Raw genomic sequence first — 20,914 nt, 5'->3', positions numbered from 1 at the left:
ACGGGGTTGCCCGCTGTCGAGCGCTCGGGAAAAGCGACAATGTGCCGGTGCCCCGATCAGACTCCCCGCAGGGCCGCACCGGCCGCCCGCCCGTGACCTCCCGGGCGCAGATCCTGGCCGCCACGCGACGGCTGATCGACCGGGACGGCTGGGAGAAACTGACCGTGCGCGGGCTGGCCGCCGAGCTGGGCATCGGGTCGACGACCCTCTACCACCACGTGCGGGACAAGGAGGATCTGCTGCTTCAGCTGCTCAACGCGTACGCGGAGGAGCTCCCGCAGTGGGATCTGCCCGACGATCCGAGGGACCGGATCCTCGCGGCGGCGACCGCGATGCACGACGCGCTCGCCGCCTGGCCCTGGGTCACCGGGATCCTCACCACCGACGGTTTTGTCGGCCTGCTCGGCCGGCCCGCCCTGCGCCTCGTCGAGGCCGTCATCGCCGGTGCCGTCGACCACGGGTGTACGCAGGAGCAGGCCGTCGACGTCTTCCGCGGCATCTGGTACTACACGGTCGGCGAGATCCTCGTCCGCTCCGCCCGGCGCCGCGCCGACGGCGACTTCACCGCCTTCGACGCCGCCGAGCTCCCGCACCTGGCAGCCATCGGTCCCCGATGGCCCGCCCTGGCAGCCCGCGACACCTATCCCCGGGGGCTCCGCGCCCTGGTCGACGGACTGCTCTCCGCCTGAGCGTCAGGCGGGACCGAGCAGGTCCCAGGAGTTGCCGGCGATGTCGCGGAAGACGACGACCTTGCCGTACGGCTCGGAGCGCGGCTCCTCCAGGAACTCGACCCCGGCCTCGACCATCCGCTGGTACTGCTCGTCGAAGTCGTCGACGGTGAGGAAGAACCCGACCCGTCCGGCGAGCTGCTTGCCGATCGCGGCGCGCTGCTCCTCGCCGTCGGCCTGGGCGAGCAGGATGCCGGTCTCCGCACCCGGCGGCCGGACCACGACCCAGCGCTTGGGGCGGCCGTCGTTCGTCAGCGACGCGGAATCCTCGACGAGGTCGAAGCCGAGGGCCCGGGTGAAGAACTCGATCGCGGGGTCGTACGCCTCGACGATCAGGGACACGAGGTTGATCTGCACCGGGCCAGCATAGGCGGCGCTATCGTCGTCGGATGCCCGAGCTGGTTGAGCCCACCGTCCGTCTGCACGCCGCGTGGCTGGAGGCGCACCGGGAGTGGGGGCCTGGGCGGCACGAGGACGGGTTCGGGCTGCAGGACGGTGACGAGGTCGAGTCCGGGGCGGGGTTCGCGGCCTGGACGGCGCGGCTGGCGGCTTCGCCGGCGCTGTTCCGGTGGGTCGTCGAGGACGGCCGGGTGCAGGGCGGGATCGCGCTGCGTCAGCAACCGGACGGGTCGGCTCCGCCGATGGGGCATCTCGGGTACGGCATCCGCCCGGGTGCGCGGCGGCGGGGGCTGGCGAGCTGGGCGCTGGGCGCGATGCTCGGAGAGGCCCGGGAGCTGGGGCTGGAGCGGGTTCTGGTGCTGTGCGCGGACGGGAACGAGGCGTCGGCGCGGACGATCGAGAGCCAGGGCGGCGTACTCGACGATGTCCGTAAGGGTGCCCGGCGTTACTGGATTCTTCTCGGCGCGAAGCGGTAGAGCACGGCCGCGGCAGCGAGCCCGACCAGGCCGGAGACCGCGATGCCGCCGGCGAGGCCCGCGATGCCCGTCACCGCGGAGAGTAGCAGCGGGCCGAGCGCCGCGCCGCCGTCGGCCAGCTCACGCCAGACCCCGAGGAAGGTGGGGCGGCCGAGCGCGGGGGCGCTGTCGGCGCCCAGCGTGTTGATGATGCCGGAGCCGATCCCGTTGCCCAGGCCCATCACGACCGCGACCACGCCGAGGGTGACCGCCGCGTGGGTGAGCGGCATGACCAGGAACGACACGCCCATGATCAGGGTGCAGGGGACGGCGACGGCGCGCCGGCCCCAGCGGTCCATGACCAGCCCGGCGGGGTAGAACGCGAGCGCCTCGATCGCGCCGGAGACGCCGAACAGGACCGATGACGTGCTGGGACTCAGGTGCAGGTGCTCGGCCCAGAGCGGGACCACCACCTGACGGGTCTGCCGGATCGCTGCGAGCAGCAGGACCCCGGCGCCGAGCGTGGCGAGCGTACCCCTGTGGTCCTTGATGATCGACCAGGTCGAGACCGTGCCCCTTCCCGCGGCAGTGGCAGCGTGGTCGGTGAGGTCCGGCACCGCGTAGGTGATCACTCCGGCGATGGCGATGGCGATCAGGGCCAGCACGTACGCGCTGTCGAGCCCCCATAGCGTGATCGCCCCCGCTCCGGCGAACGCACCCACGAACGAGCCGATCCGCACCACGCCGCCGAGCGTGGACATCGCCCGCGCCCGCATACCGAACGGCACCACTTCCGTCAGGTACGACTGCCGCGCCAGCTGGAACACCGCCCCGGCCACGCCGATCGCCAGCACCCCGGCAGCGAACGGCCACAGCCCCACGTCGATCACGCAGAGCCCCAGCCCCACCGCCGTGAGGACGGAGGCGCCGATCATGGCGAGGCGTTCGCCGTACCGCGTGGTGAGCACGCCCGCGGGGATGTTCGCCACGAGCGAGCCGATCCCCATCAGCGCCACGATCAGCCCGGCAACGGCAACGGAAGCCCCGCGGTGGATCGCGGTGAGCGCGATCACCGGCGCGGTCAGACCCGAGGAGAACCCATAGAGCAACGACGGACCGTACGCGGTGAGCGCGACCGACCGGAGCGTGAAGTCAGCCGGCATGATCATGATTCTGCGCCCGGGGCCTCCGGAGGGTTGCCGGGGGCCCCGGCGTTCTCACGCGATCTTCGAGCGGGCCCACTCGTGGAACTCGGAGATGTGGTGCTCGCTGGGGACCAGCACACCGCCCCGGGCGTACGAGCGGGAGGCCATGCCCGGCTGGCAGCTCTCGCAGGCCTCGAAGTCCTGGCGGTTGACGAGGTCGAAGAGCTCGACCGAGCGGGAGAGGTCGACGCCCGACTCGACCACCGACGGCAGGTAGAGCCAGTCGCACTCCACGATCGTGCGGTCCACGGCGAGCGGGAACATGCGGTGGATGATGACGTGGTCGGGGACGAGGTTGATGAAGACCTGCGGTTTGATCGTGACGGCGAAGTAGCGGCGGTCCTGGGACTCGTCGATGCCGGCGATGGTCTGCACCCCGGCGCTGCCGTCGACGGTGAAGCCCTGGACGTCCGGGCCGAATTCCGCGCCGTGCCCGACGTACGACTGCGCCGCGTAGCCCCCGGCGAACTCCGGCAGGACGTGGGTCAGCTCGGGGTGGATCGTCGCGCAGTGGTAGCACTCCATGAAGTTCTCGATGATGAGCTTCCAGTTGGCCTTCACGTCGTAGCGGATGCGCCTGCCGACGGCGAGATCGGCGATGCCGTACCGCTCGACCGAGGCCAGGTCCCCCAGCCGCTCCACGCAGGCGCCCTGCACCTCGTCCTCGAACGACGGCGGAACGTCCGCGAGGCAGACCCAGACGTAGCCGAGCCATTCGCGAACGTGGACGTTGCGGAGACCGTATTCGACCCGGTCGACGTCGGGCATCTTGACCAGGTTCGGTGCGGCCACCAGCCGGCCGTCCAGGTCGTACGCCCAGGCGTGATACGCGCAACGGAAAGTGCGCTTGACACTCCCCTCAGGGGAGGCACAAAGCTGGGCTCCACGATGACGGCACACGTTGAGGAAGGCCCGGGCCGCTCCGGCGGAGTTGCGGGTCACCAGCACCGACTCGCCCCCGACCGGCACCGTGCGGAAGGCGCCGGGGGTGGCGATGTCCGACGAGCGCACCACGCAGAACCACATGGCGGCGAAGATGCGGTCCTGTTCGACCGCGAAGAGGGAAGGGTCGGTGTAGTAGTGGCCTGGCAGCGTCGGAAGAAGACTGCTCATGTGCACTCACCCCTGGGTCAGGTGCGACGCGAAACGGTGCGGATCGAACAGGGCGATCGGGTGCGCCGTCGCGCCCGTGGTCGCCAGGTCGGCGAGGATCTCGCCGACCACCGGGACGAATTTGAAGCCGTGCCCGGAGAAACCGCAGGCCACCGTCACCGACGTGGAGCCCGGGTGCGGGGCGATGACGAAGTGCTCGTCCGGTGTGTTGCTGTAGAGACAGGTCTTCGCGCGCAGGAACGTGCCGGGCAGGTCCGGGAAGTGCCGCCGGGTGCGCTCGGCCATGGCGTCGATCTCGGGCTGATGCACCTCGCGGTCGATGGTCGCCGGGGTGGTCGGCACACCCCGGCGGAAGAACGCGATCTTCGCGCCGCCGTCCGGGCCGTCGATCGCCGGGAAACCGTAGACCTGGCTCCCGTCGGCGTCCTCCCAGATGTAGATCGGGAAGTTCGCCGGCTCGAAGGGCCCGACCCCGCCACCCGGCTGGAACCAGTACTGCACCTGCCGCTCGATCAGGAACGGCACACCGAGCTCGGCGAGCAGCTCCGGCGCCCACGGGCCGGGCGTGACGACCAGGTGCCCGGCGGTGTAGCTCCCCGACGCAGTCTCCACCCGCACGCCGCCGTCGGCGGTGGTCTCCCAGCTCGTCATCGGCTCGTGGAAGTGCAGGTCCGCGCCGTGCTTCGCCGCCAGTTCCAGGTGGGCCGAGACGGTCTCCTCCGGGCGTACGAAACCGGCCTTCGCCTCGTAGAGAGCCACCTCCTGCGGGCCGGGCGCCATGGCCGGGAAGCGGCGGCGCAGCTGCCCGGCGTCGAGCATCTCGTGCTCCAGGCCCCACTGCTGGGCGCTGCGCAGGCTGCCGGCGACGGTCAGGCTCTCCGGGCGCCCGACCATCACCCCGCCGGTCAGGCTGATCACGTCGCGGCCGGAGTCCTGCTTCAGGCCGTCCCACAACTCGTAGGCCCGCAGCAGCAGCGGCACGTATTCCGGGCTCTCGAAGTAGGACTGCCGCGTGATCCGGGAGCCGCCGTGGCTGGCGCCCTGATCGTGGGCGGGGCCGAATTTCTCCAGGCCGAGGACCCGTTTGCCGCGGGCGGCGAGGTGATAGGCGGCCGAGCTACCCATGCCGCCCAGCCCCACCACGATGACGTCGTAAGTCGCCAAGTCAGTGAACCCCTATCGCCGGATGCGTTCGTGTTTCGGGTCGACCAGCGGCTCCGCTGCCACGGTCGCGTCGAGGAGACGGTCGAAGTAGCCGATCCGCACGGGGTCACCCACGGTCAGCCCGGCCGGCAGCCACGCGTAGGCGATCGGCGCCCCCACGGTGTGACCGTAGGCCGCACTGGTGACGTAACCGGCCGGAACACCTCGAACATAGACCGGTTCGCGGCCCATGGGCACGTCCCCGGTGTCGGTGAGCAGCAGGCAGGTGAGTTTGCGTCGCGGCGGCGGCCGGTCGGTGAGAGCGGCCCGGCCGGTGAAGTCACCGCGGTCGAGGCGCACCGCGAAGCCCAGCCCGGCCTCGTAGGGGTCGTGCTCGGCGGTCATGTCGACGCCCCACGCCCGGTAGCCCTTCTCCAGGCGCAGGCTGGTGAAGGCGGCCCGGCCGGCCGCGATCACGCCGTGCGCGGCACCGGCCGCCCAGAGCGTGTCCCACAGCCGCCGGCCCAGGTCGGCACGGGTGTAGACCTCCCAGCCGAGCTCACCCACGTAGGAGACGCGCAGCATGGTGACCGGGACGTCCCCGAGATGTCCCTCGCGGGCCTTGAAGTAGCCGAAGCCCCGGTGCGACACGTCGATGTCGGCGAGCGGCGCGACCAGCTCCCGGGCGAGGGGGCCCCAGACGCCGAGGCAGCAGGTCCCGCCGGTGATGTCGCGGACGGTGACGCCGGTCGGGGCGAGCCGCAGCAGGCGGTCCAGGTCGAGGGGTCCGTTGACGCCGACCTGGAAACGGTCCCCGGCGAGCCGGGCCACGGTGATGTCGCTCAGGATGCCGCCGGTGTCGTCGAGCAGCAGGGTGTAGACGACCGCGCCGACCGGGCGGTCCACGTCGTTGCTGGTCAGCGCCTGCAGGAACGACACCGGGCCGATGACCTCGAGCCGGGTCAGCGGTGTCATGTCGTAGAGAGCGACCCCGTTACGCGTCGCGTGCGCCTCGGCCGCCGCGATCGGCGACCAGTGCCGGGAGGACCACTCGTCGCGCGGCGTGGTGACGGCCGGCAGGGCGGCGTTGGACTCGTACCAGAGCGGGCGTTCCCAGCCGCCGGCCTCGCCGAAGACGGCGCCGAGGGCTTCCTGGCGTTCCTGGAAGGGGCTGACCCGCAGTCCGCGCACCGACGGCGGGTCGAGCGGGTGCACGATGTCGTAGACCTCGATGAAGCTGCGGATGGACCGTTCCCGAACGTAGGAGGCGGACAGCTGCGCCGCGTCGAAACGGTTGAGGTCGCACTCGTGCAGGTCGACGGCGGGCCGCCCGTCGACGAGCCACTCGGCCATCGCCCGGGCGACGCCGGCGGAGTGGGTGACCCAGACGGCCTCGGCGGTCCAGAAGCCGCGCAGGGTCCGGGCCTCGCCGAGCAGCGGAAAACCGTCGGGGGTGAAGCTGAAGACGCCGTTGAAGCCGCGGTCGACCTGCCCGTCCGCCAGCACCGGGAGCAGTTCGGTGGCCGCCTGCCAGGATTCGGCGAAGTCGGCCGGGGTGAAGGCCATGATCGAGCCGTCGAGGGTGGCGACGTCCACCGGCATCGGGCGGTGCAGGTAGGAGCCGATGCCGAGCTGCGCGCCGTGGGAGCGGAAGTACAGGTCACGGTCCTGGTGACGCAGGATGGTCTCGGGCAGCTCGACCTGCGTGGACGAGTAGGCGTACTGATGGGCCATGGGCAGCAGCGGGATCGTCACCCCCGCCAGCGCACCGATGACCGGTCCCCAGAACCCGGCGCAGCTGACCACGACGTCCGCGGGGTGGAACGCGTCGGGGGTGCGGACACCGGTGACCCGCCCGTCCTGCTGCGAGATCTCGACGACCCGCTGGCCGCCGAGGAAACGGGCGCCCCGGTCGATAGCGAGCTGGGCCTGGAAGTGACAGGCGGCGGAGGCTCGGGCCAGGCCGTCCCCGGGCACGAGCAGGCCGCCCAACACGGCGTCGCCCAGCAGCGGGTATCGCTCGGCGCATTCCTCGGGGCCGAGCAGCGACGCCTCGATGCCCCACGACGTGGCGAAACCGTGCCGGCGGTGCAGTTCGGCGAGGCGCTCCGGGGTGGTGGCGACCTCGAGGCTGCCGACGGCGTCGAAGCAGCCCAGTTCGGCGTACTTCTCGACGGTGTAACGCGCGAGCTCCGCCATCGTCTTGGACGGGTTGGTCTGGAAGACCAGGCCGGGCGCGTGGAAGCTGGAGCCGCCGGTGTCCTCGAGGAGACCCTGCTCCAGGACCGTCACGTCGGTCTCGCCGCGACGGGTGAGCTCGTCCGCCAGCCCGCACCCGACGATCCCCGCCCCGATGATCACGATCTTGCGCGGCGACCGGTCTGTCATGAGTGTCCTTTCGCGGGGGTCCGGGAGAGTCCCTGGGTGAGACGGTCGAGCAGGACGCCGAGCAGCACGATCGCGAAGCCCGCGGCGAGGCCCTTGCCGAAGTCCTCGCGCTGGGCGAAACCGGCCACGACGTCGTATCCGAGCGCGCCGGCGCCGACCAGGCCACCGACCACGACCATGGCGAGGACCATGACGATGCCCTGGTTCGCGGCCAGCAGCAGACCGGAGCGGGCCATGGGCAGCTGCACCTTCCAGAGCAGTTGCCGGGGCGTCGAACCGGCCGAGAGAGCGGCCTCGACGACGGTCGCCGGGACGTCGCGAATGCCGCGTTCGACCAGCCGGACGACCGGGGGGACGGCGTAGATGACGGCGGCGACGATCGCGGTGAACCGGGTGGCGCCGAAGAGCGCCAGGGCGGGGAGCAGATACACGAAGGACGGCATGGTCTGCGCGGCGTCGAGCAGGGGGCGCAACCCGGCGGCGAAGCGGTCATGACGGGCGCAGAGCACCCCGAGCAGGACGCCGAGCGCCATGGTGACCAGCGTGGCGACCAGCACCGTGGCGAGGGTCTGCATGGCGTGCAGCCAGAGGCCGAGGCCGGCGATGCCCGCGGCGGCCAGGGCGGCGATCACCGCGGAGCGCCAGCCGCTGACCAAGGTGCCGAAGACCGCGACGACCAGCACGAAGAACCACCAGGGGGTGGTGGTCAGCACGGATTCGAGCGGGTTGAGCAGGGCGGCGCTGACGGCGTTCTTGATCGCCTCGGTCGCGTCGTACCAGTGGAACTCCACCCAGTGGGACAGGTCGTTGACCGGCTTCGCGAAGGAGAACGTCGGGAAGGAATCGCCCCACGGGATCAGCGCGACCACGACGGCGGCGGCCACGGCCGCGGCGGTGACCCGGATCCCGCGGCGGCGGTAGGTCGCGGCGCGGGTGGTGACCCGGTCCAGGACGATGGCGAGGATCACGATGGCGAGGCCGGCGTCGAACGCCGCGCCCACGTTGACCCGTTCCAGGGCCTGGATGATGTTCTCGCCGAGCCCGGGCGCGTCGATCAGTGCGGTGACGACCACCATGGACAGCGCCATCATGATCGTCTGGTTGACGGCCAGGACGATCGCGGGCGCGGCCGTCGGCAGCCGCACCTTGCGCAGCACCTGCCAGCGCGTCGAGCCGAGCGCGGTCGCTGCCTCGACGGTCGTGGGGGAGACCTCGCGGATGCCCAGCGCGGTGATCCGGATCGTCACCGGCAGCGCGTAGATCAGCGTGGCGATCACCGCGGCGGGCGAGCCGATCAGGAACAGCAGCGTCATCGGGGCGAGGTAGGCGAACGTCGGCATGATCTGCATGACGTCCAGCACCGGGCGCAGCACGGCCCCGACCGCGCGGACCCGGGCGGCGAGCACCCCGATGGGCACCCCGATCAGCACCGACAGCAGCACCGCGGAGAGCGTCAGGACCAGCGTGTCGACACTCTCGTCCCACAACCCGAGCACGCCGAGGCTGAGAAACCCGGCGACGGCGAGCACGGCGGCCCGCCACCCGGCCAGCACGAGCGAGAGCGCCCCGGCGGCAGCGACCAGCCCGGCGCCGCCGAGCGCGTAGAGCAGCGACTGCACCGCGCCGACCAGCTCGACCACGCCCAGCCGCACGTAGTTGATGCCGTAGAGGAACACCGGGCTGGTGTCCCGGTTGTCGTCGACCCAGGTGCGCACGTCGGTGAAGAAGCGGAACGCCGCGCTGCTGTCACTGTCCGCGGCCCCGGACGTGCGCACGCCCAGATAAGCGACGACGGTGACCAGGGCCAGCACCCCGACATAGGTACGTTTCCCCGGGCGGGGCAGGCGCGAGATCCGGCCCGTCCACGACGCGGAAGCGGCGGTCACGCGGGCACCCGATCGCCGTGCCCCGCGATGACGGGCAGCAACTCCTCGACCCCGACAACCAGGTCCGCGCCCGAGTAGTCTCCTCGCGCCCCGGCCCCGCCTGTCCCGGATTTGCCCGGTCCAGCCGCCCCCGACCCGCCTGCCCGCACTCCGCCCGCGCCTGCCCCTCCCGCGCCTGCCCCTCCCGCGCCTGCACCGCCTGCGCCTGGGCTGGGGACAATTCGGACCGGGCCGTTGGCGCGGAGGATGCGGGGGATGGCGTCGCGGATGAGGGTGCCTTCCGGCAGGGGTTCGCCGTCGGGGGTCTCGTCGGCGCGGCGAGGGCGGGCGATCCAGCGCAGCGTGAGGACGTCGGCGCGGGGGACGTCGCGGACGAAATCGGTGACGTAGTCGTCGGCGGGTGCGCCGACGAGTTCTTCGGGCGTACCCACCTGGACGAGGGCGCCGTCTCTCATGACGGCGATGCGGTCGCCCAGGGTGAGGGCTTCGGAAAGGTCGTGGGTGATGAAGACGAGGGTCTTGCCGACCTCGGCGTGCAGCCGGCGCACCTCGGCCTGCATGTCGCGGCGGATGAGCGGGTCGAGGGCGCTGAACGGCTCGTCGAAGAGCAGGACGGCTGGGTCGGTGGCCAGCGCCCGGGCCAGGCCGACGCGCTGCTGCATGCCGCCGGAGAGCTGGTCGGGGAACTGGTGTTCGTGCCCGGTCAGACCGACCAGGTCGAGGACCTCGCCGGCGCGTTTGTGGCGCGCGGCTCGGGAGGTGCCCTGGATCTCCAGGCCGTATGCCACGTTGTCGATCACTTCGCGGTGCGGGAGGAGGCCGAAGTGCTGGAAGACCATGGCGACGCCGTGGCGGCGCAGGTCACGCAGCTGCTTGGGGTTCATCTCGCGGACCGGTCGGCCGTCGATGCGGACCTCGCCGGCGGTGGGTTCGATCAGGCGGGTGAGACAGCGGACCAGGGTGGACTTGCCGCTGCCGGACAGGCCCATGACGACGAAGACCTCGCCCTGTTCGACGGCGAAGCTGACGTCGTGCACGGCGACGACGTTGCCGGTCCTCGTGCGCAGGTCCGGGCGGGAGAGGTCGGCGAGTGGCGAGCCGGGGACGCGGTCGGGCCGGGGGCCGAACACTTTCCACAGGTGGTCCACGTCGATGGTGGTGGGCATGTCCGGTCCCTCGGGGTCGATGTCAGGTGGTGGTGTCGTGGCCCGCGATGAGGTCCGCTGCCTTCTCGCCGACCATGAGGACGGCGACGACCGGGTTGACCGAGGTCATCGCCGGGAAGACCGAGGCGTCCGCGATCCGGACGTTGGTGAAGCCGCGCAGCCGCAGCTCCGGGTCGGTCACGGCGAGCTCGTCGGTGGCCGCGCCCATCCGGCACGTCCCGGCCGGGTGGTAGACGGTGTGGTGAGCGGCCCTTCCGTACGCCGAGAGCTCCTCGTCGGTCTGCAGCTCCGGCCCGGGCGCGATCTCCCGGGTGATCCAGCTCGCGAACGGCTCGGTGGCGGCGACCTCGCGGGCCAGTCGCAGCCCGTCGACGATGGTCTGCTCGTCGTAGCCGTCCGGGTCGGTGAAGTAGCCGAAGTCCAGCGCCGGTTTCGTGTGCGGGTCAGCGCTGGTCAGCCACATGCGGCCCCGGCTGCGCGGGCGTGGCACGTTTGGGGTCATCCCGAAGCCGTGCATCGGCACGTCGTAACCGAGGCGTTCAGTGTTGGTGGTGAACGGGATCTGATAGAGGTGGAACATCAGGTCGGGGCGGGTGCCCTCCGGGTCGCGGCGGACGAAGAGCCCCGCGTCGGAGTCCATCGCGGTCTCCGGGGGGACCGGGCGCGACGCCTCCCAGAGGATCAGCGACTCCGGGTGGTCGAGCAGGTTCTCGCCCACGCCGGGGACGTCCGCCACCACGTCGATGCCGAGCGCGGTGAGCTGCTCGGCCGGCCCGATGCCCGACAGGAGCAGCAGTCGCGGGGTGTCGATCGCGCCGGCGCTCAGGACGTACTCCCCGCCCCTGATGATCTCGGTCTGGTCCCCGCTCTGAACGTGCACGCCGGTGACGCGGTCGCCGTCGGTCTCCAGCTTGTACGCCCACGTGTCGGTGCGGATCGTCAGGTTGGGCCGGCCCAGGACCTGGTGGAGGTAGGCGACCGAGGACGACGAGCGCATGCCCGAGTCGGGGTAGTACGCGACGGGGAAGAAGCCGGTGCCGTCGGAGAACGGCTGCGCGTTGAAGTCCGGGCGCACAGGGACGCCCAGCGCCTTGGTGCAGCTGCTGATGAAGTCGACGGCCAGGGCGTTGCGTTCCCGGACCGGGACGATGTTGATCGCCAGCCGTTGCCAGTAGGGCAGCATCTGGTCGTACGACCAGCCGGACGCCCCCGCGGCCACCCAGTCGGCGAAGTCCTCCGCCGGGGGCAGGAAGCTGATCATGGTGTTGTGCGAGGAGCACCCGCCGAGCACTTTCGCCCGAGAGTGCACGATGTGCGAGTTCCCCCGTGGCTGCGGCACGGTCGGATACTGGTAATCGAACTCCGATTCGAGCAGGTTCAGCCAATTGCGCAGCTGCAGGATGCGCGGGTCGCCCACATCGGACGGGCCACCCTCGATCAGGCAGACCCGGAGCCCCGGATCGGCCGACAACCTGGCAGCCACCACCGCACCGGCGGTTCCGCCCCCCACGATGACCACGTCGTACTCGGCCGTTTCCAGCTGTCGCCACCACCTTGTGTCGCTGTGTGGTCACAGCTTCGGGTGATCCACTGTCGAGGGTCAATGGTCAACGCAGACTTTTACCTATGCGCAACAAACCCTCGGATCCTGCCCCGGCCCTCTCGTAGGATGCCAACCATGCTGGCCGTCTCCTGGCGCGATGTGGTTCTCGCGGTGCTGCCGTCCGCCCAGCTCACCGAGGGCGCGCCACCAGGCGCGCTGTCGGCAGCGGGTGACCTGCTCGGTGCCCCCCTGCCCGACGACCTGGTGGCGATGCTCGCCGAGTCCGACGGCATCCGGGCCCCCGACGGCCAGGACCTCGTATGGCCGGTCGCGCGCATCGTGCACGACAACACCGAGCTGCGCGAGCTGCCGGAGTTCAAGGAACGCGAAACCCTGGTGGTCTTCGGCGACAGCGGCGGCGGCAACGACCGCGTGGCGTACGACGCGATGAGCCCGGCCCACATCCTCGTCTGGGACCGCGACACCGACGAACGCCGCCCGGTGGCCGTCGACCTCGCCGACTACTTCACCCGCGTGCTGATCGAGGACTATTTCTAGGAGCCGTGGCCGCGCGCCCTACGGCAGCGCCAGGCCGCTCAGGGCGCCAGGCCGCTCAGGGCGCCAGGCCGCTCAGGGCGCCAGGCCGCTCAGGGTGCCAGGCTGGTAAGGGGTTACCCGGTCGGGTCAGCGCTCCACCAGGCCGGTCGTCAGGTCGAGCAGCCCGGCGTGGACGTGGATGACCTGCGCCCCGGCGGACAACCCGACCCGGTGCCCGCGGACGCGGACACGGGCCCGTCGGCGGCCCGGCACTCACCCTGCCGCGCTCCGCGCGGCACGGCCGGTCGTACGGGACACCACGCCGGTCAGGGGGTTACGAGGCCGGTGCGGTAGGCCGCCACGACCGCCTGGACCCGGTCGCGCAGGCCGAGTTTGCCCAGGATGCGGGCGACGTGGGTCTTCACCGTGGCCTCGGAGAGGTACAGCCGGGCGGCCAGCTCGGCGTTGCTCAGGCCCTGGGCCAGCAGGGCGAGCACCTCGAGCTCCCGTTTGGTCAGCCCCGCGAGGTCGGGTGGCGGCTCGGATTCGCCGCGGGCGAACCGTTCGACCAGGCGCCGGGTGATCGAGGGCGCGAGCAGGGCATCACCGTCGCGCACCAGGCGCACGGCACCGACGAGGTGCTCCGGGGTGACATCCTTGAGCAGGAAGCCGCTCGCCCCGGCGGTCAGCGCCGCGTAGACATAGTGGTCGAGGTCGAACGTCGTCAGGATGATGATCCGCGGCGTCGCGTCACGACCTGCCATGATCTGCCGGGTCGCCGCCAGACCGTCCGTCCCGGGCATCCGGATGTCCATCAGCACCACGTCGGGCCGGTGCCGCCTCACCGCGTCGACGGCCTCGGCGCCGTTGGTCGCCTCGGCCACCACCTCGATGCCGTCAGCCGTGAGAATCATCCGGAACCCCGCCCGCACCAACGCCTGATCATCGGCGACAACCACCCGCGGCACCGAGCTCTGCCCGAGGGCCGCTGTCATGCCGGGATCCTGGCGTGGACCGACCAGCCGCCGCCGGGGGCCGGGCCTGCTTGCAGCGCCGCGTCGTAGACGGCGAGGCGTTCGCGGAGCCCGATCAGGCCGTGCCCGTGCCCGGGACGGTCCCCGTGCCCGTGCCCGTGCCCGTGCCCGTGGCCGTGACCCTGCCCGGGGCGGGGGCCGGGGCCGGGTGTGGTGGTCGTGCGGCCGCCCGTGTCGGCGACCTCGACGTCCAGGCCGTCGTCGGCGTAGCCGATCCGGATCAGGACGCGGGCGCCGGCGGCATGCTTGACGACGTTGGTGAGGGCCTCCTGGACCAGCCGGTAGACGGCGAGTTCCACCCCGGCGGGCACCTCGCGCCGGTCGCCGGTCACGGCGAGGTCGATGGGTACGCCCGCAGCCCGGGTCCGCCGCACGATCTCGTCCAGCCCGTCGAGGCCCGGTTGCGGGGTGAGCCCGTCGTCCTCGTCGCCGGGCATCGTGAGCAGACCCATCACCTGGCGCAGCTCGGTCATCGCCGACCGGCCACCGGCCTCGACCGCGAGCAGGGCCTCCCGGGCCTGATCGGGGGCGGCGTCCATGACCTTGCGCGCCGCCCCGGCCTGGATCACCATCACGCTGACGTTGTGCGTGACCACGTCGTGCAGCTCCCGGGCGATCCGGGCGCGTTCGTGCTCGGTGGCACGCCGCACCGCCTCGATCCGCTCGCGCTCCATCATCGACATCTTCTCCCGGCTCTCGTCGGCCCGGGTTCGCCAGCGGCGCAGACCGTACGCCGCGACCGCGATCGGCAGCATGATCAGGAACGGGATGGCGCCGTCGGACACCGAGCTGGCATCGGTCTGCAGCGCGGTGTGCAGGATCGCGGCCACGGGCAGGCTCGCCAGCGCGGGCAGCCGGTAGGGGCTGAACACCGCGGCGCTGTACCCGGCGACGACACACGCGAAGAACGACAACCGCAGCGCGGCGGGATCGTCCTGGACCGCGACGGCCAGGACCAGCACGGCCCACAGCGTGCCCAGCGGGTATCGGCGCCGGAACGCCAGCGGCGCCACCACGAGCAGCAGCAGCGCGACCGTCCCGCCGGTCATGTGCTCCTCGACCGGGAGCAGCGGCGGCCACACGCTCTGACCCGGACCGGTCGGACCGACCGGCGGGGCCGGCACGTCACCGCGCACACCCGGCCAGGGTGCGGGGGCGTCCTCGTAGCTGGAGTCACCCGCCTGGATGGCGATCAGGCCCATGCCGAGAGCGAGCAGCGCGTCGAACAGCCAGCCCCGCCGGGACAGCGGCGGGGGCAGCCCGGGGTCCTTCACGAGTCGCGGCTTCACCGCTCCATTCTGGCCGCCCGCCCGCCCGGGCGGTATCCGTCGCAGGTCGGGTCCGCGTACATCGCAGGGATGACGACTCAATGCTGACGCGCGCGCCCACCCCGTACTCCTAGCGTCGGGATCTTCTTCCACCTTGGAGTTTCCATGATCGAACTGCGTGATGTGACCCGCCGCTACGACGAGGGCCCGCCGGCACTGGACGACATCTCCGTGAGCATCGCCCCGGGCGAGGCGGTCGCGATCCTCGGCCCGTCCGGCAGCGGCAAGTCCACGCTGCTCAACCTCGTCGCCGGCCTGGATCACCCGACCACGGGCACGGTCACCGTCGACGGGGTCCGGGTCGACCGTCTCGGTGAGGCGGCCTCGGCCCGCTACCGCCGGGCGCGGATCGGCCTGATCTTCCAGTTCTTCAACCTGCTCGACGACCTGACCGTGGCCGACAACGTGCTGCTCCCCGCCCAGCTCGCCGGAACCGGCCGCGCCGACGCCGAACGCCGCGCCGCTGACCTGCTCGCCCGTCTCGGCGTCTCGAGGCACGCGGACGCCTACCCGGGACGGCTCTCCGGCGGGGAACGCCAGCGGGTCGCGGTCGCCCGGGCGCTGATGAACAACCCCGCCCTGCTCCTGGCCGACGAACCGACCGGCGCCCTGGACACCGCCTCGGGCGAGGAGGTCCGCAAACTCCTGACCGAGCTGCACGCCGACGGCCAGACGATCATCCTGGTCACCCACGACCTGACCCTGGCCACCGCCTGCGCCACCCGCACCATCCGCCTCCTCGACGGCCGCGTCACCGCAGACGGCCGCGTCACCGCAGACGGCCGCGTCACCGCAGACGGCCGCGACTATGCAGCGGGAAGTGGCCGATGAGTGCGCTCGGGAGGGTGGTGCGGTCGGGGGTGGCGCGGCGGCGGGTGCCGACGATCGTCACCGTGCTCGTGGTGATGGTTGCCGTGACGTCGGCGGTGCTCGGGGCCTCGCTGGCCGTGGCGTCGCGGGGGCCGTTCGAGCGGGCTTTCCAGCAGCATCACGGTGCGCATCTGGCGGCGCGGATCGATGCTGCGAAGGCGACTCCGGCACAGCTGGCCGGGACCGCAACGGCCGCCGGGGTGGCCGCCGTGGCCGGGCCGTTCCCGCTGGCGACGGTCAGCGCGGGCAGCGGGCGGTTCCGGATGCCGCCGATGGAAGTGGCCGGGCGCGGCACCCCGGGCAGCGCGGTCGACGAGCTCACCCTGACCCGGGGACGCTGGGCCACCGGTCCCGGGGAGATCGTCCTGGCCGTGAACGGCCGGTTCGACGGGCCGCTGCTGACGACCGGGGAGGAGCTGACGCTCGACGACGTGCCCGGCAACCCGGTCGTCACGGTCGTGGGTTTCGCCCGGTCGATCACCCGCACCGCCGACGCCTGGGCCCAGCCCGGCCAGGTCACCGCCTGGCAGACCGCCCAGAGCGCAAGCCAGAACCAGAACCAGAGTGAAACAGCGGGCCGGGCCGGCTACCAGATGCTCTACCGCCTCACGGCCGCCGGAACGCAGGCGCAGGTAGAGGCGGGCACTGAGGCGATCGCCGCCGGCCTGCCCGCCGGCGCGCTGACCGGCGCGACGTCCTGGCTGGCCGTGCGTCGTGACGTCGTCGGGGACACGGTGCTGCTGATCCCGTTCCTGATCGCGTTCGGGCTGCTCGGCGTCGTGATGGCGGTGCTGATCGTAGGGAACGTGATCGCCGGCGCGGTGGCCTCCGCGACTCGCCGGATCGGGATTCTGAAGGCGCTCGGGTTCACGCCGGGGCAGGTCGTCCGGGCGTACGTGATGCAGGCGTTGATTCCGGCAGCGGCCGGCGCCGTCCTGGGTCTCGGCACCGGATATCTGAGCACTCTGCCGGTCATCACCAAGACCAACGATCTCTACGGTACGACGGACCGCGGCACAGCTCCCTGGGTCGGTGTCCTGGTCGTGGCCGGCATCCTCGCCGTCGTGGCGCTGACCGCGTGGGCGGCGGCCGCGCGGGCGGGCCGGCTCCGCACGGTCGACGCGCTCGCGGTGGGCCGCACCCCGCGTGCTGGTCGCGGCCGGTGGGCGTCCCGGCTGGCCGGCCGGATCCCGCTGCTCAGCCGGCCGGTGAGTCTCGGCCTGGCGTACCCGTTCACCCGGCCGATGCGCTCGGCCGGGATGATCGCCGCGATCGCGTTCGGCGCCGCGTCCGTGACGTTCGCGGTGGGCCTGGCGACGTCGCTGAGCCGCATCGACGAGGTCGAGGACATCGCCGCCGTCCAGGTCACCGCCCCGGCAGAGAGGCCGGTCACCGCCCCGGCAGAGAGGCCGGAGCCGGGAGCAGAGCCGCCGGGAGCAGACCCGCCGAGGGCAGAGCCCCCAGGAGCGCAGGACGGGCCGCCGGCGATCAGCGACCCCGCGAAGGTCGCAGCCGCCATCAACGCGCAGCCCGGCACCAGCGGCTACCTGGGAACGGCCCGCACCGAGGTGACCACCCCGGGCGCGACCGGGCAGCTGACCGCCATGGGACTCACCGGCCCGGATGCGTCGCGCTACTACCGGATGGTCTCCGGGAGATGGCTCCGCGGACCCGGCGAGATCGTCGTCGCGACCCCGTTCCTCACGGCGACCGGCAAGAAGGTCGGCGACCAGGTGACCCTCACCAGCAAAGGCAGCGAGGGCAGGGACATCCCGGTCCGCATCGTCGGGGAGGCCTTCAACATCGACGAGGACGGCATGCAGATCCTCACCGACCAGGCGACACTCGGCCTCACCCCGGAGGCCTACTACATCACGGTCAAGGACGGAACAGACATCGACGAGTACGCCGCGGCGCTGAGCACAGCCCTCGAGCCCCTCGGCGCCGTGGCGGACCAAGTCGACCATGACCCACCGGAGATGCTGGTCCTGATCGACGCCCTGGCAGCGCTGCTCACCGTCCTTCTGGTGGTCGTCGCGGGCCTGGGCGTGCTCAACACGGTCGTCCTGGAGACCCGGGACCGCGTCCACGACCTGGGCGTGCACAAGGCCCTGGGCATGACTCCCCGGCAGACCATCGCGATGGTCATCTCCTCCGTGGTGCTCACCGGCCTGGCGGGCGGCGTCGCGGGAGTTGCCGTCGGTGTCCTGGTCCAGCGCACGGTCCTCGGCGCGATGGGCCGCGGCACGGGCTTCACCCTGCCCGCGTCGGTCGTCGACGCCTACGGCCCCGGGGTGGTGCTCCTGCTGGCCGTGGGTGGCCTGGTCATCGCGGTGACGGGCGCCCTGCTGCCGGCCGGCTGGGCGGCCCGAACCCGCACGGTGACGGCCCTGCGCACGGAGTAGCCACCGTCGACTCTGGATGTGGGGTACGACAGTTTTCCCGGTTCGCCCTTGCGCTATTCCTATTTCGGCTATAGGAAATAGGTATGCCCGCCCCGATGCTCCTGACCCGCCGGCTCAGCATTGACCTGTGCCGGCGGGCCGGCCTGTCCTGTCACCGCTGACCAGCCGCCCCCTCTCAGTGAAGACGCAGCGACAGGAGATCTCCCCGTGCGCAGAACCCGTACCATCGCCGCCCTCATAGCCACCCTTTCCCTCGCCCTCGCCGCCTGCGACGCCGGCAGCGCCACCACCTCCGCCGAGGCGGGTCAGCCCGTTGATGGTGGCTCGCTGACCTGGGGCATCGAGACCGAGCCGATCACGTTCAACCCGCATCAGTACGCCCAGGCGAAGGCCCGCCTGCTGGTTGGGAACTCCTTCGAGGGGCTGCTCACCCACGACGACAAGGGCGGTTACGTGCCCCTGCTCGCGAGCGGCTACGAGGCCTCCCCGGACGGCAGGGCGTACACGTTCAAGCTGCGTTCCGGGGTGAGGTTCAGCGACGGCACGGCCTTCGACGCCGCCGCGGTCAAGGCCAACATCGATCAACTGCGAGCCGCCGGGTACGCCCCCGCGGTAGCCGCCGTCCAGCTGCACAGCCTGAAGGACGTCGAGATCCCGGACCCGGCCACGGTCGTGTTCCGGCTGACCGCGCCGGACGTGCTGTTCCTCGACTTCCTGTCGTCGCCGCAGGGCGCGATCGTGTCGCCGGCGTCGCTGAAGGCGGCGAAGAACCTCAAGGCGGGCGGCCCCGAGCTCGCGGGGACCGGCCCGTTCATCCTCGACCGGTACACCGCCGGGCAGGAGGTGCACTTCAAGCGCAACCCGGCGTACTGGGGGAGCCGCCCCGCGTACCTCGACGAGGTCACGTACCGGTTCCTGAAGGAGCCGTCGGTGCGGGTCGGGGCGCTGACCTCCGGGCAGGTGCAGGTGATCGAGGGGGTGCCCGCGACCGATCAGGCCCTGATCACCGGGGATCTGACGCTGAGCAAGGGACTGAACTCCGGCTCCGCGTACAGCTACTACCTCAACGCCGCGCACGCGCCGTTCGACGACGTGAAGGTGCGGCAGGCGTTCCGGGACGCCCTCGATGTGAACACCGTGCTCGACGCCGTCTACCGCGGGACCGCCACGCGGGCGTGGAGCGTGGTCAGCCCGACCAGCCCGTTCTACGACAAGAGCCTGGAGAACAGCTACGGCGACAACCCGGCGCGGGCCAACCAGCTGCTCGACGAGGCGGGCTGGACCCAGCGGGACGCGGACGGCTTCCGGACCAAGGACGGCAAACGGCTGACCGTACGCCTGGTGCAGTCCGCGCCGTTCGTCCGTGACCGCCGCGACATCCTGGCCCAGACCGTGCAGGCGGCCGTCAGGAAGAGCGCCGGCATCGACCTGAACGTGGCCGTGGTCGACCAGGGCACCGCGACGAAGGCCCTGGCCGACGGCGCGTACGAGGTGTTCGACAACTCGCGGGCCGACACCGACGCGGGTGCCGCGCTGAACCTGCTGCTGCGCTCCGGCGGGGCCATCAACCGGACCGGCGTCACGGACCCCGAGGTCGACAAGCTGCTGGCGCAGGGTGACGCGGGAACCGACCGGCTGGGCGCGTACTCCAACGTTCAGCAGAAAGTGGTCACTCAGCAGGCGCTGGTCCTGCCGCTCTACGCGCCCGCCGATCAGATCGCGGCGAGCAGGAGCGTCGGTGGGCTCGGGTTCGAGCCCACGGCGGGTGTGCCGGTCAGCGCGTACGGTGTCTGGCTGGCGAAGTGAGGGCGGTGCTGCGCCGGATCGGCACCGGTCTCGTCGTGCTCTGGGTCGCCGCGACCGCCGCCTACCTGGCGCTGCTCGCGGCCCCGGGCAGCACCGTCGACACGATCGTCGGCGACGGCGCGGACACCCCGGCGATCCGCTCGCAGATCATCACCGAGTGGGGTCTCGACCGTCCGGCCGTCCTGCAGTACCTCGACTACCTGTGGCGGGCCGCGCACGGTGACCTCGGCCGCTCGTACCTGCTGCAGCGACCGGTGAGCGCGATCGTCGGCGAGCAGGTGTGGCCCACACTCAAGCTCGCGCTGTCCGCCGCGGTGCTCGGCATCCTGCTCGCGCTGGTCCTGGCGCTGACCACCCGGCGGCCGTGGGTGCGGCGGGTCAGCTCCACCGCCGAGCTGGTCGTGGTGTCGACGCCGCCGTTCCTGATCGGGATCGTGCTGCTCAGCATCTTCTCGTTCCGGTTCGGGCTGTTCCCGGTCTCCGGTGACCACGGCGCCGCCGCGCTGGTGCTGCCCGCCGTCACGCTCGCGCTGCCCATCGCCGGGGTGCTCACCCAGGTGCTGCGCGACGGCCTCGACCGGGCCCTCGACGAGCCGTTCACGGTCACCGCCCGAGCCAGAGGACTGCGCGAGAGCGCGGTGCTGGTCCGGCACGCGCTGCGCCATGCCCTGCTCCCGGCGGTCACGCTGCTCGGCTGGCTGTTCGGGGTGCTGCTCGGCGGCGCGGTGATCATCGAGCAGGTGTTCGGGCGCCCCGGCCTCGGGCAGGTCACGCTGACCGCCGTGAACAGCAAGGACATGCCGGTCGTGCTCGCCGTCGTGGTGCTCTCCGCGCTGGTCTACGTCGTGCTCAACACCGTGGCCGACCTGGCGTACCTGCTCGTCGACCCGCGTCTGCGGAGGAGCTGA

Annotated in this window: 17 protein-coding genes and 1 pseudogene; 7 read left to right on the top strand and 11 right to left on the bottom strand. The window is 71.8% G+C overall.

Annotation, left to right across the window (positions count from 1 at the left end; genetic code table 11):
* Positions 1–47: 47 nt before the first annotated feature.
* Entirely contained in the window at positions 48–689 is a 642-nt protein-coding gene (locus Aco04nite_RS11135; protein WP_212997112.1) for a TetR/AcrR family transcriptional regulator, read from the top strand.
* A gap of 3 nt (positions 690–692) precedes the next feature.
* Here the strand turns inward: Aco04nite_RS11135 and Aco04nite_RS11130 are convergent, their stop codons facing one another.
* Positions 693–1,085: a VOC family protein gene (locus Aco04nite_RS11130; RefSeq protein ID WP_212997111.1), complete on the bottom strand. Its 393-nt coding sequence runs from the start codon at positions 1,083–1,085 to the stop codon at positions 693–695.
* Between the two features lie 32 nt (positions 1,086–1,117).
* Between Aco04nite_RS11130 and Aco04nite_RS11125 the strand changes: the two genes are divergently transcribed.
* Positions 1,118–1,603: a GNAT family N-acetyltransferase gene (locus Aco04nite_RS11125; RefSeq protein WP_212997110.1), complete on the top strand. Its 486-nt coding sequence runs from the start codon at positions 1,118–1,120 to the stop codon at positions 1,601–1,603.
* Here Aco04nite_RS11125 and Aco04nite_RS11120 read toward each other — a convergent pair.
* The 7 genes and pseudogenes from Aco04nite_RS11120 to Aco04nite_RS11090 all read right to left on the bottom strand — a co-directional run bounded on the left by Aco04nite_RS11120 (position 1,573) and on the right by Aco04nite_RS11090 (position 12,002).
* On the bottom strand, positions 1,573–2,745 hold the full coding sequence (locus Aco04nite_RS11120) for an MFS transporter (protein ID WP_212997109.1): 1,173 nt from the start codon (positions 2,743–2,745) through the stop codon (positions 1,573–1,575). The genes Aco04nite_RS11125 and Aco04nite_RS11120 overlap by 31 nt on opposite strands.
* Before the next feature lie 54 nt (positions 2,746–2,799).
* Positions 2,800–3,900 carry an aromatic ring-hydroxylating oxygenase subunit alpha gene (locus Aco04nite_RS11115; RefSeq protein WP_212997108.1) on the bottom strand — a complete coding sequence of 367 codons (1,101 nt, stop codon included), beginning with the start codon at positions 3,898–3,900 and terminating at the stop codon, positions 2,800–2,802.
* Positions 3,901–3,906: 6 nt separating this feature from the next.
* Positions 3,907–5,064 (bottom strand): N-methyl-L-tryptophan oxidase, encoded by a 1,158-nt coding sequence (gene solA, locus Aco04nite_RS11110; RefSeq protein ID WP_212997107.1) that lies wholly within the window; start codon positions 5,062–5,064, stop codon positions 3,907–3,909.
* A 12-nt stretch (positions 5,065–5,076) separates the two neighbouring features.
* Positions 5,077–7,431, bottom strand: a complete 2,355-nt coding sequence (locus Aco04nite_RS11105; RefSeq protein WP_212997106.1) for a GcvT family protein — start codon at positions 7,429–7,431, stop codon at positions 5,077–5,079.
* The gene (locus Aco04nite_RS11100; RefSeq protein ID WP_212997105.1) at positions 7,428–9,317 is read right to left on the bottom strand and encodes an ABC transporter permease; all 1,890 of its coding nucleotides are present in this window, start codon (positions 9,315–9,317) and stop codon (positions 7,428–7,430) included. Before Aco04nite_RS11100 ends, Aco04nite_RS11105 begins: the two co-directional genes overlap by 4 nt.
* Positions 9,318–9,532: 215 nt before the next feature.
* A pseudogene (locus tag Aco04nite_RS11095) lies at positions 9,533–10,483 on the bottom strand (quaternary amine ABC transporter ATP-binding protein); the annotation flags it as partial.
* 22 nt (positions 10,484–10,505) lie between these two features.
* On the bottom strand, positions 10,506–12,002 hold the full coding sequence (locus tag Aco04nite_RS11090; RefSeq protein ID WP_212997104.1) for a GMC family oxidoreductase: 1,497 nt from the start codon (positions 12,000–12,002) through the stop codon (positions 10,506–10,508).
* A gap of 159 nt (positions 12,003–12,161) precedes the next feature.
* On the opposite strand from Aco04nite_RS11090, the gene Aco04nite_RS11085 reads away from it, so the two are divergent.
* On the top strand, positions 12,162–12,584 hold the full coding sequence (locus Aco04nite_RS11085; protein ID WP_212997103.1) for an SMI1/KNR4 family protein: 423 nt from the start codon (positions 12,162–12,164) through the stop codon (positions 12,582–12,584).
* A gap of 126 nt (positions 12,585–12,710) precedes the next feature.
* Here the strand turns inward: Aco04nite_RS11085 and Aco04nite_RS49565 are convergent, their stop codons facing one another.
* From Aco04nite_RS49565 to Aco04nite_RS11075, 3 genes are read right to left on the bottom strand one after another with little or no spacing between them, the layout of a single operon-like run.
* Positions 12,711–12,836, bottom strand: a complete 126-nt coding sequence (locus Aco04nite_RS49565) for a hypothetical protein (protein WP_280519333.1) — start codon at positions 12,834–12,836, stop codon at positions 12,711–12,713.
* Positions 12,837–12,889: 53 nt separating this feature from the next.
* Positions 12,890–13,558 carry a response regulator gene (locus Aco04nite_RS11080; RefSeq protein WP_212997102.1) on the bottom strand — a complete coding sequence of 223 codons (669 nt, stop codon included), beginning with the start codon at positions 13,556–13,558 and terminating at the stop codon, positions 12,890–12,892.
* Complete coding sequence (locus Aco04nite_RS11075) at positions 13,555–14,886, bottom strand: sensor histidine kinase (RefSeq protein WP_244875887.1); 1,332 nt, start codon at positions 14,884–14,886, stop codon at positions 13,555–13,557. Before Aco04nite_RS11075 ends, Aco04nite_RS11080 begins: the two co-directional genes overlap by 4 nt.
* Positions 14,887–15,030: 144 nt before the next feature.
* On the opposite strand from Aco04nite_RS11075, the gene Aco04nite_RS11070 reads away from it, so the two are divergent.
* The 4 genes from Aco04nite_RS11070 to Aco04nite_RS11055 all read left to right on the top strand — a co-directional run bounded on the left by Aco04nite_RS11070 (position 15,031) and on the right by Aco04nite_RS11055 (position 20,914).
* Positions 15,031–15,756: an ABC transporter ATP-binding protein gene (locus Aco04nite_RS11070; protein ID WP_212997101.1), complete on the top strand. Its 726-nt coding sequence runs from the start codon at positions 15,031–15,033 to the stop codon at positions 15,754–15,756.
* The gene (locus Aco04nite_RS11065; protein WP_212997100.1) at positions 15,753–18,200 is read left to right on the top strand and encodes an ABC transporter permease; all 2,448 of its coding nucleotides are present in this window, start codon (positions 15,753–15,755) and stop codon (positions 18,198–18,200) included. Before Aco04nite_RS11070 ends, Aco04nite_RS11065 begins: the two co-directional genes overlap by 4 nt.
* Positions 18,201–18,407: 207 nt before the next feature.
* The gene (locus Aco04nite_RS11060; RefSeq protein WP_212997099.1) at positions 18,408–20,006 is read left to right on the top strand and encodes an ABC transporter substrate-binding protein; all 1,599 of its coding nucleotides are present in this window, start codon (positions 18,408–18,410) and stop codon (positions 20,004–20,006) included.
* A gap of 5 nt (positions 20,007–20,011) precedes the next feature.
* Entirely contained in the window at positions 20,012–20,914 is a 903-nt protein-coding gene (locus Aco04nite_RS11055; RefSeq protein WP_212997098.1) for an ABC transporter permease, read from the top strand.

It is taken from the genome of Winogradskya consettensis (assembly GCF_018332715.1).
In the GTDB taxonomy this organism is placed as follows: domain Bacteria; phylum Actinomycetota; class Actinomycetes; order Mycobacteriales; family Micromonosporaceae; genus Actinoplanes; species Actinoplanes consettensis.
The sequence above is the reverse complement of the archived record's forward strand: the minus strand, read 5'-3'. Positions and strand labels throughout refer to the sequence as shown.

Bases quoted from the DNA above. Each gene is read 5' to 3' on its own strand.
- Aco04nite_RS11125 (WP_212997110.1), top strand. From the start codon at position 1,118: ATGCCCGAGCTGGTTGAGCCCACCGTCCGTCTGCACGCCGCGTGGCTG.
- Aco04nite_RS11120 (WP_212997109.1), bottom strand. From the start codon at position 2,745: ATGCCGGCTGACTTCACGCTCCGGTCGGTCGCGCTCACCGCGTACGGT.
- Aco04nite_RS11115 (WP_212997108.1), bottom strand. From the start codon at position 3,900: ATGAGCAGTCTTCTTCCGACGCTGCCAGGCCACTACTACACCGACCCT.
- Aco04nite_RS11105 (WP_212997106.1), bottom strand. From the start codon at position 7,431: ATGACAGACCGGTCGCCGCGCAAGATCGTGATCATCGGGGCGGGGATC.
- Aco04nite_RS11085 (WP_212997103.1), top strand. From the start codon at position 12,162: ATGCTGGCCGTCTCCTGGCGCGATGTGGTTCTCGCGGTGCTGCCGTCC.
- Aco04nite_RS11080 (WP_212997102.1), bottom strand. From the start codon at position 13,558: ATGACAGCGGCCCTCGGGCAGAGCTCGGTGCCGCGGGTGGTTGTCGCC.
- Aco04nite_RS11070 (WP_212997101.1), top strand. From the start codon at position 15,031: ATGATCGAACTGCGTGATGTGACCCGCCGCTACGACGAGGGCCCGCCG.
- Aco04nite_RS11065 (WP_212997100.1), top strand. From the start codon at position 15,753: ATGAGTGCGCTCGGGAGGGTGGTGCGGTCGGGGGTGGCGCGGCGGCGG.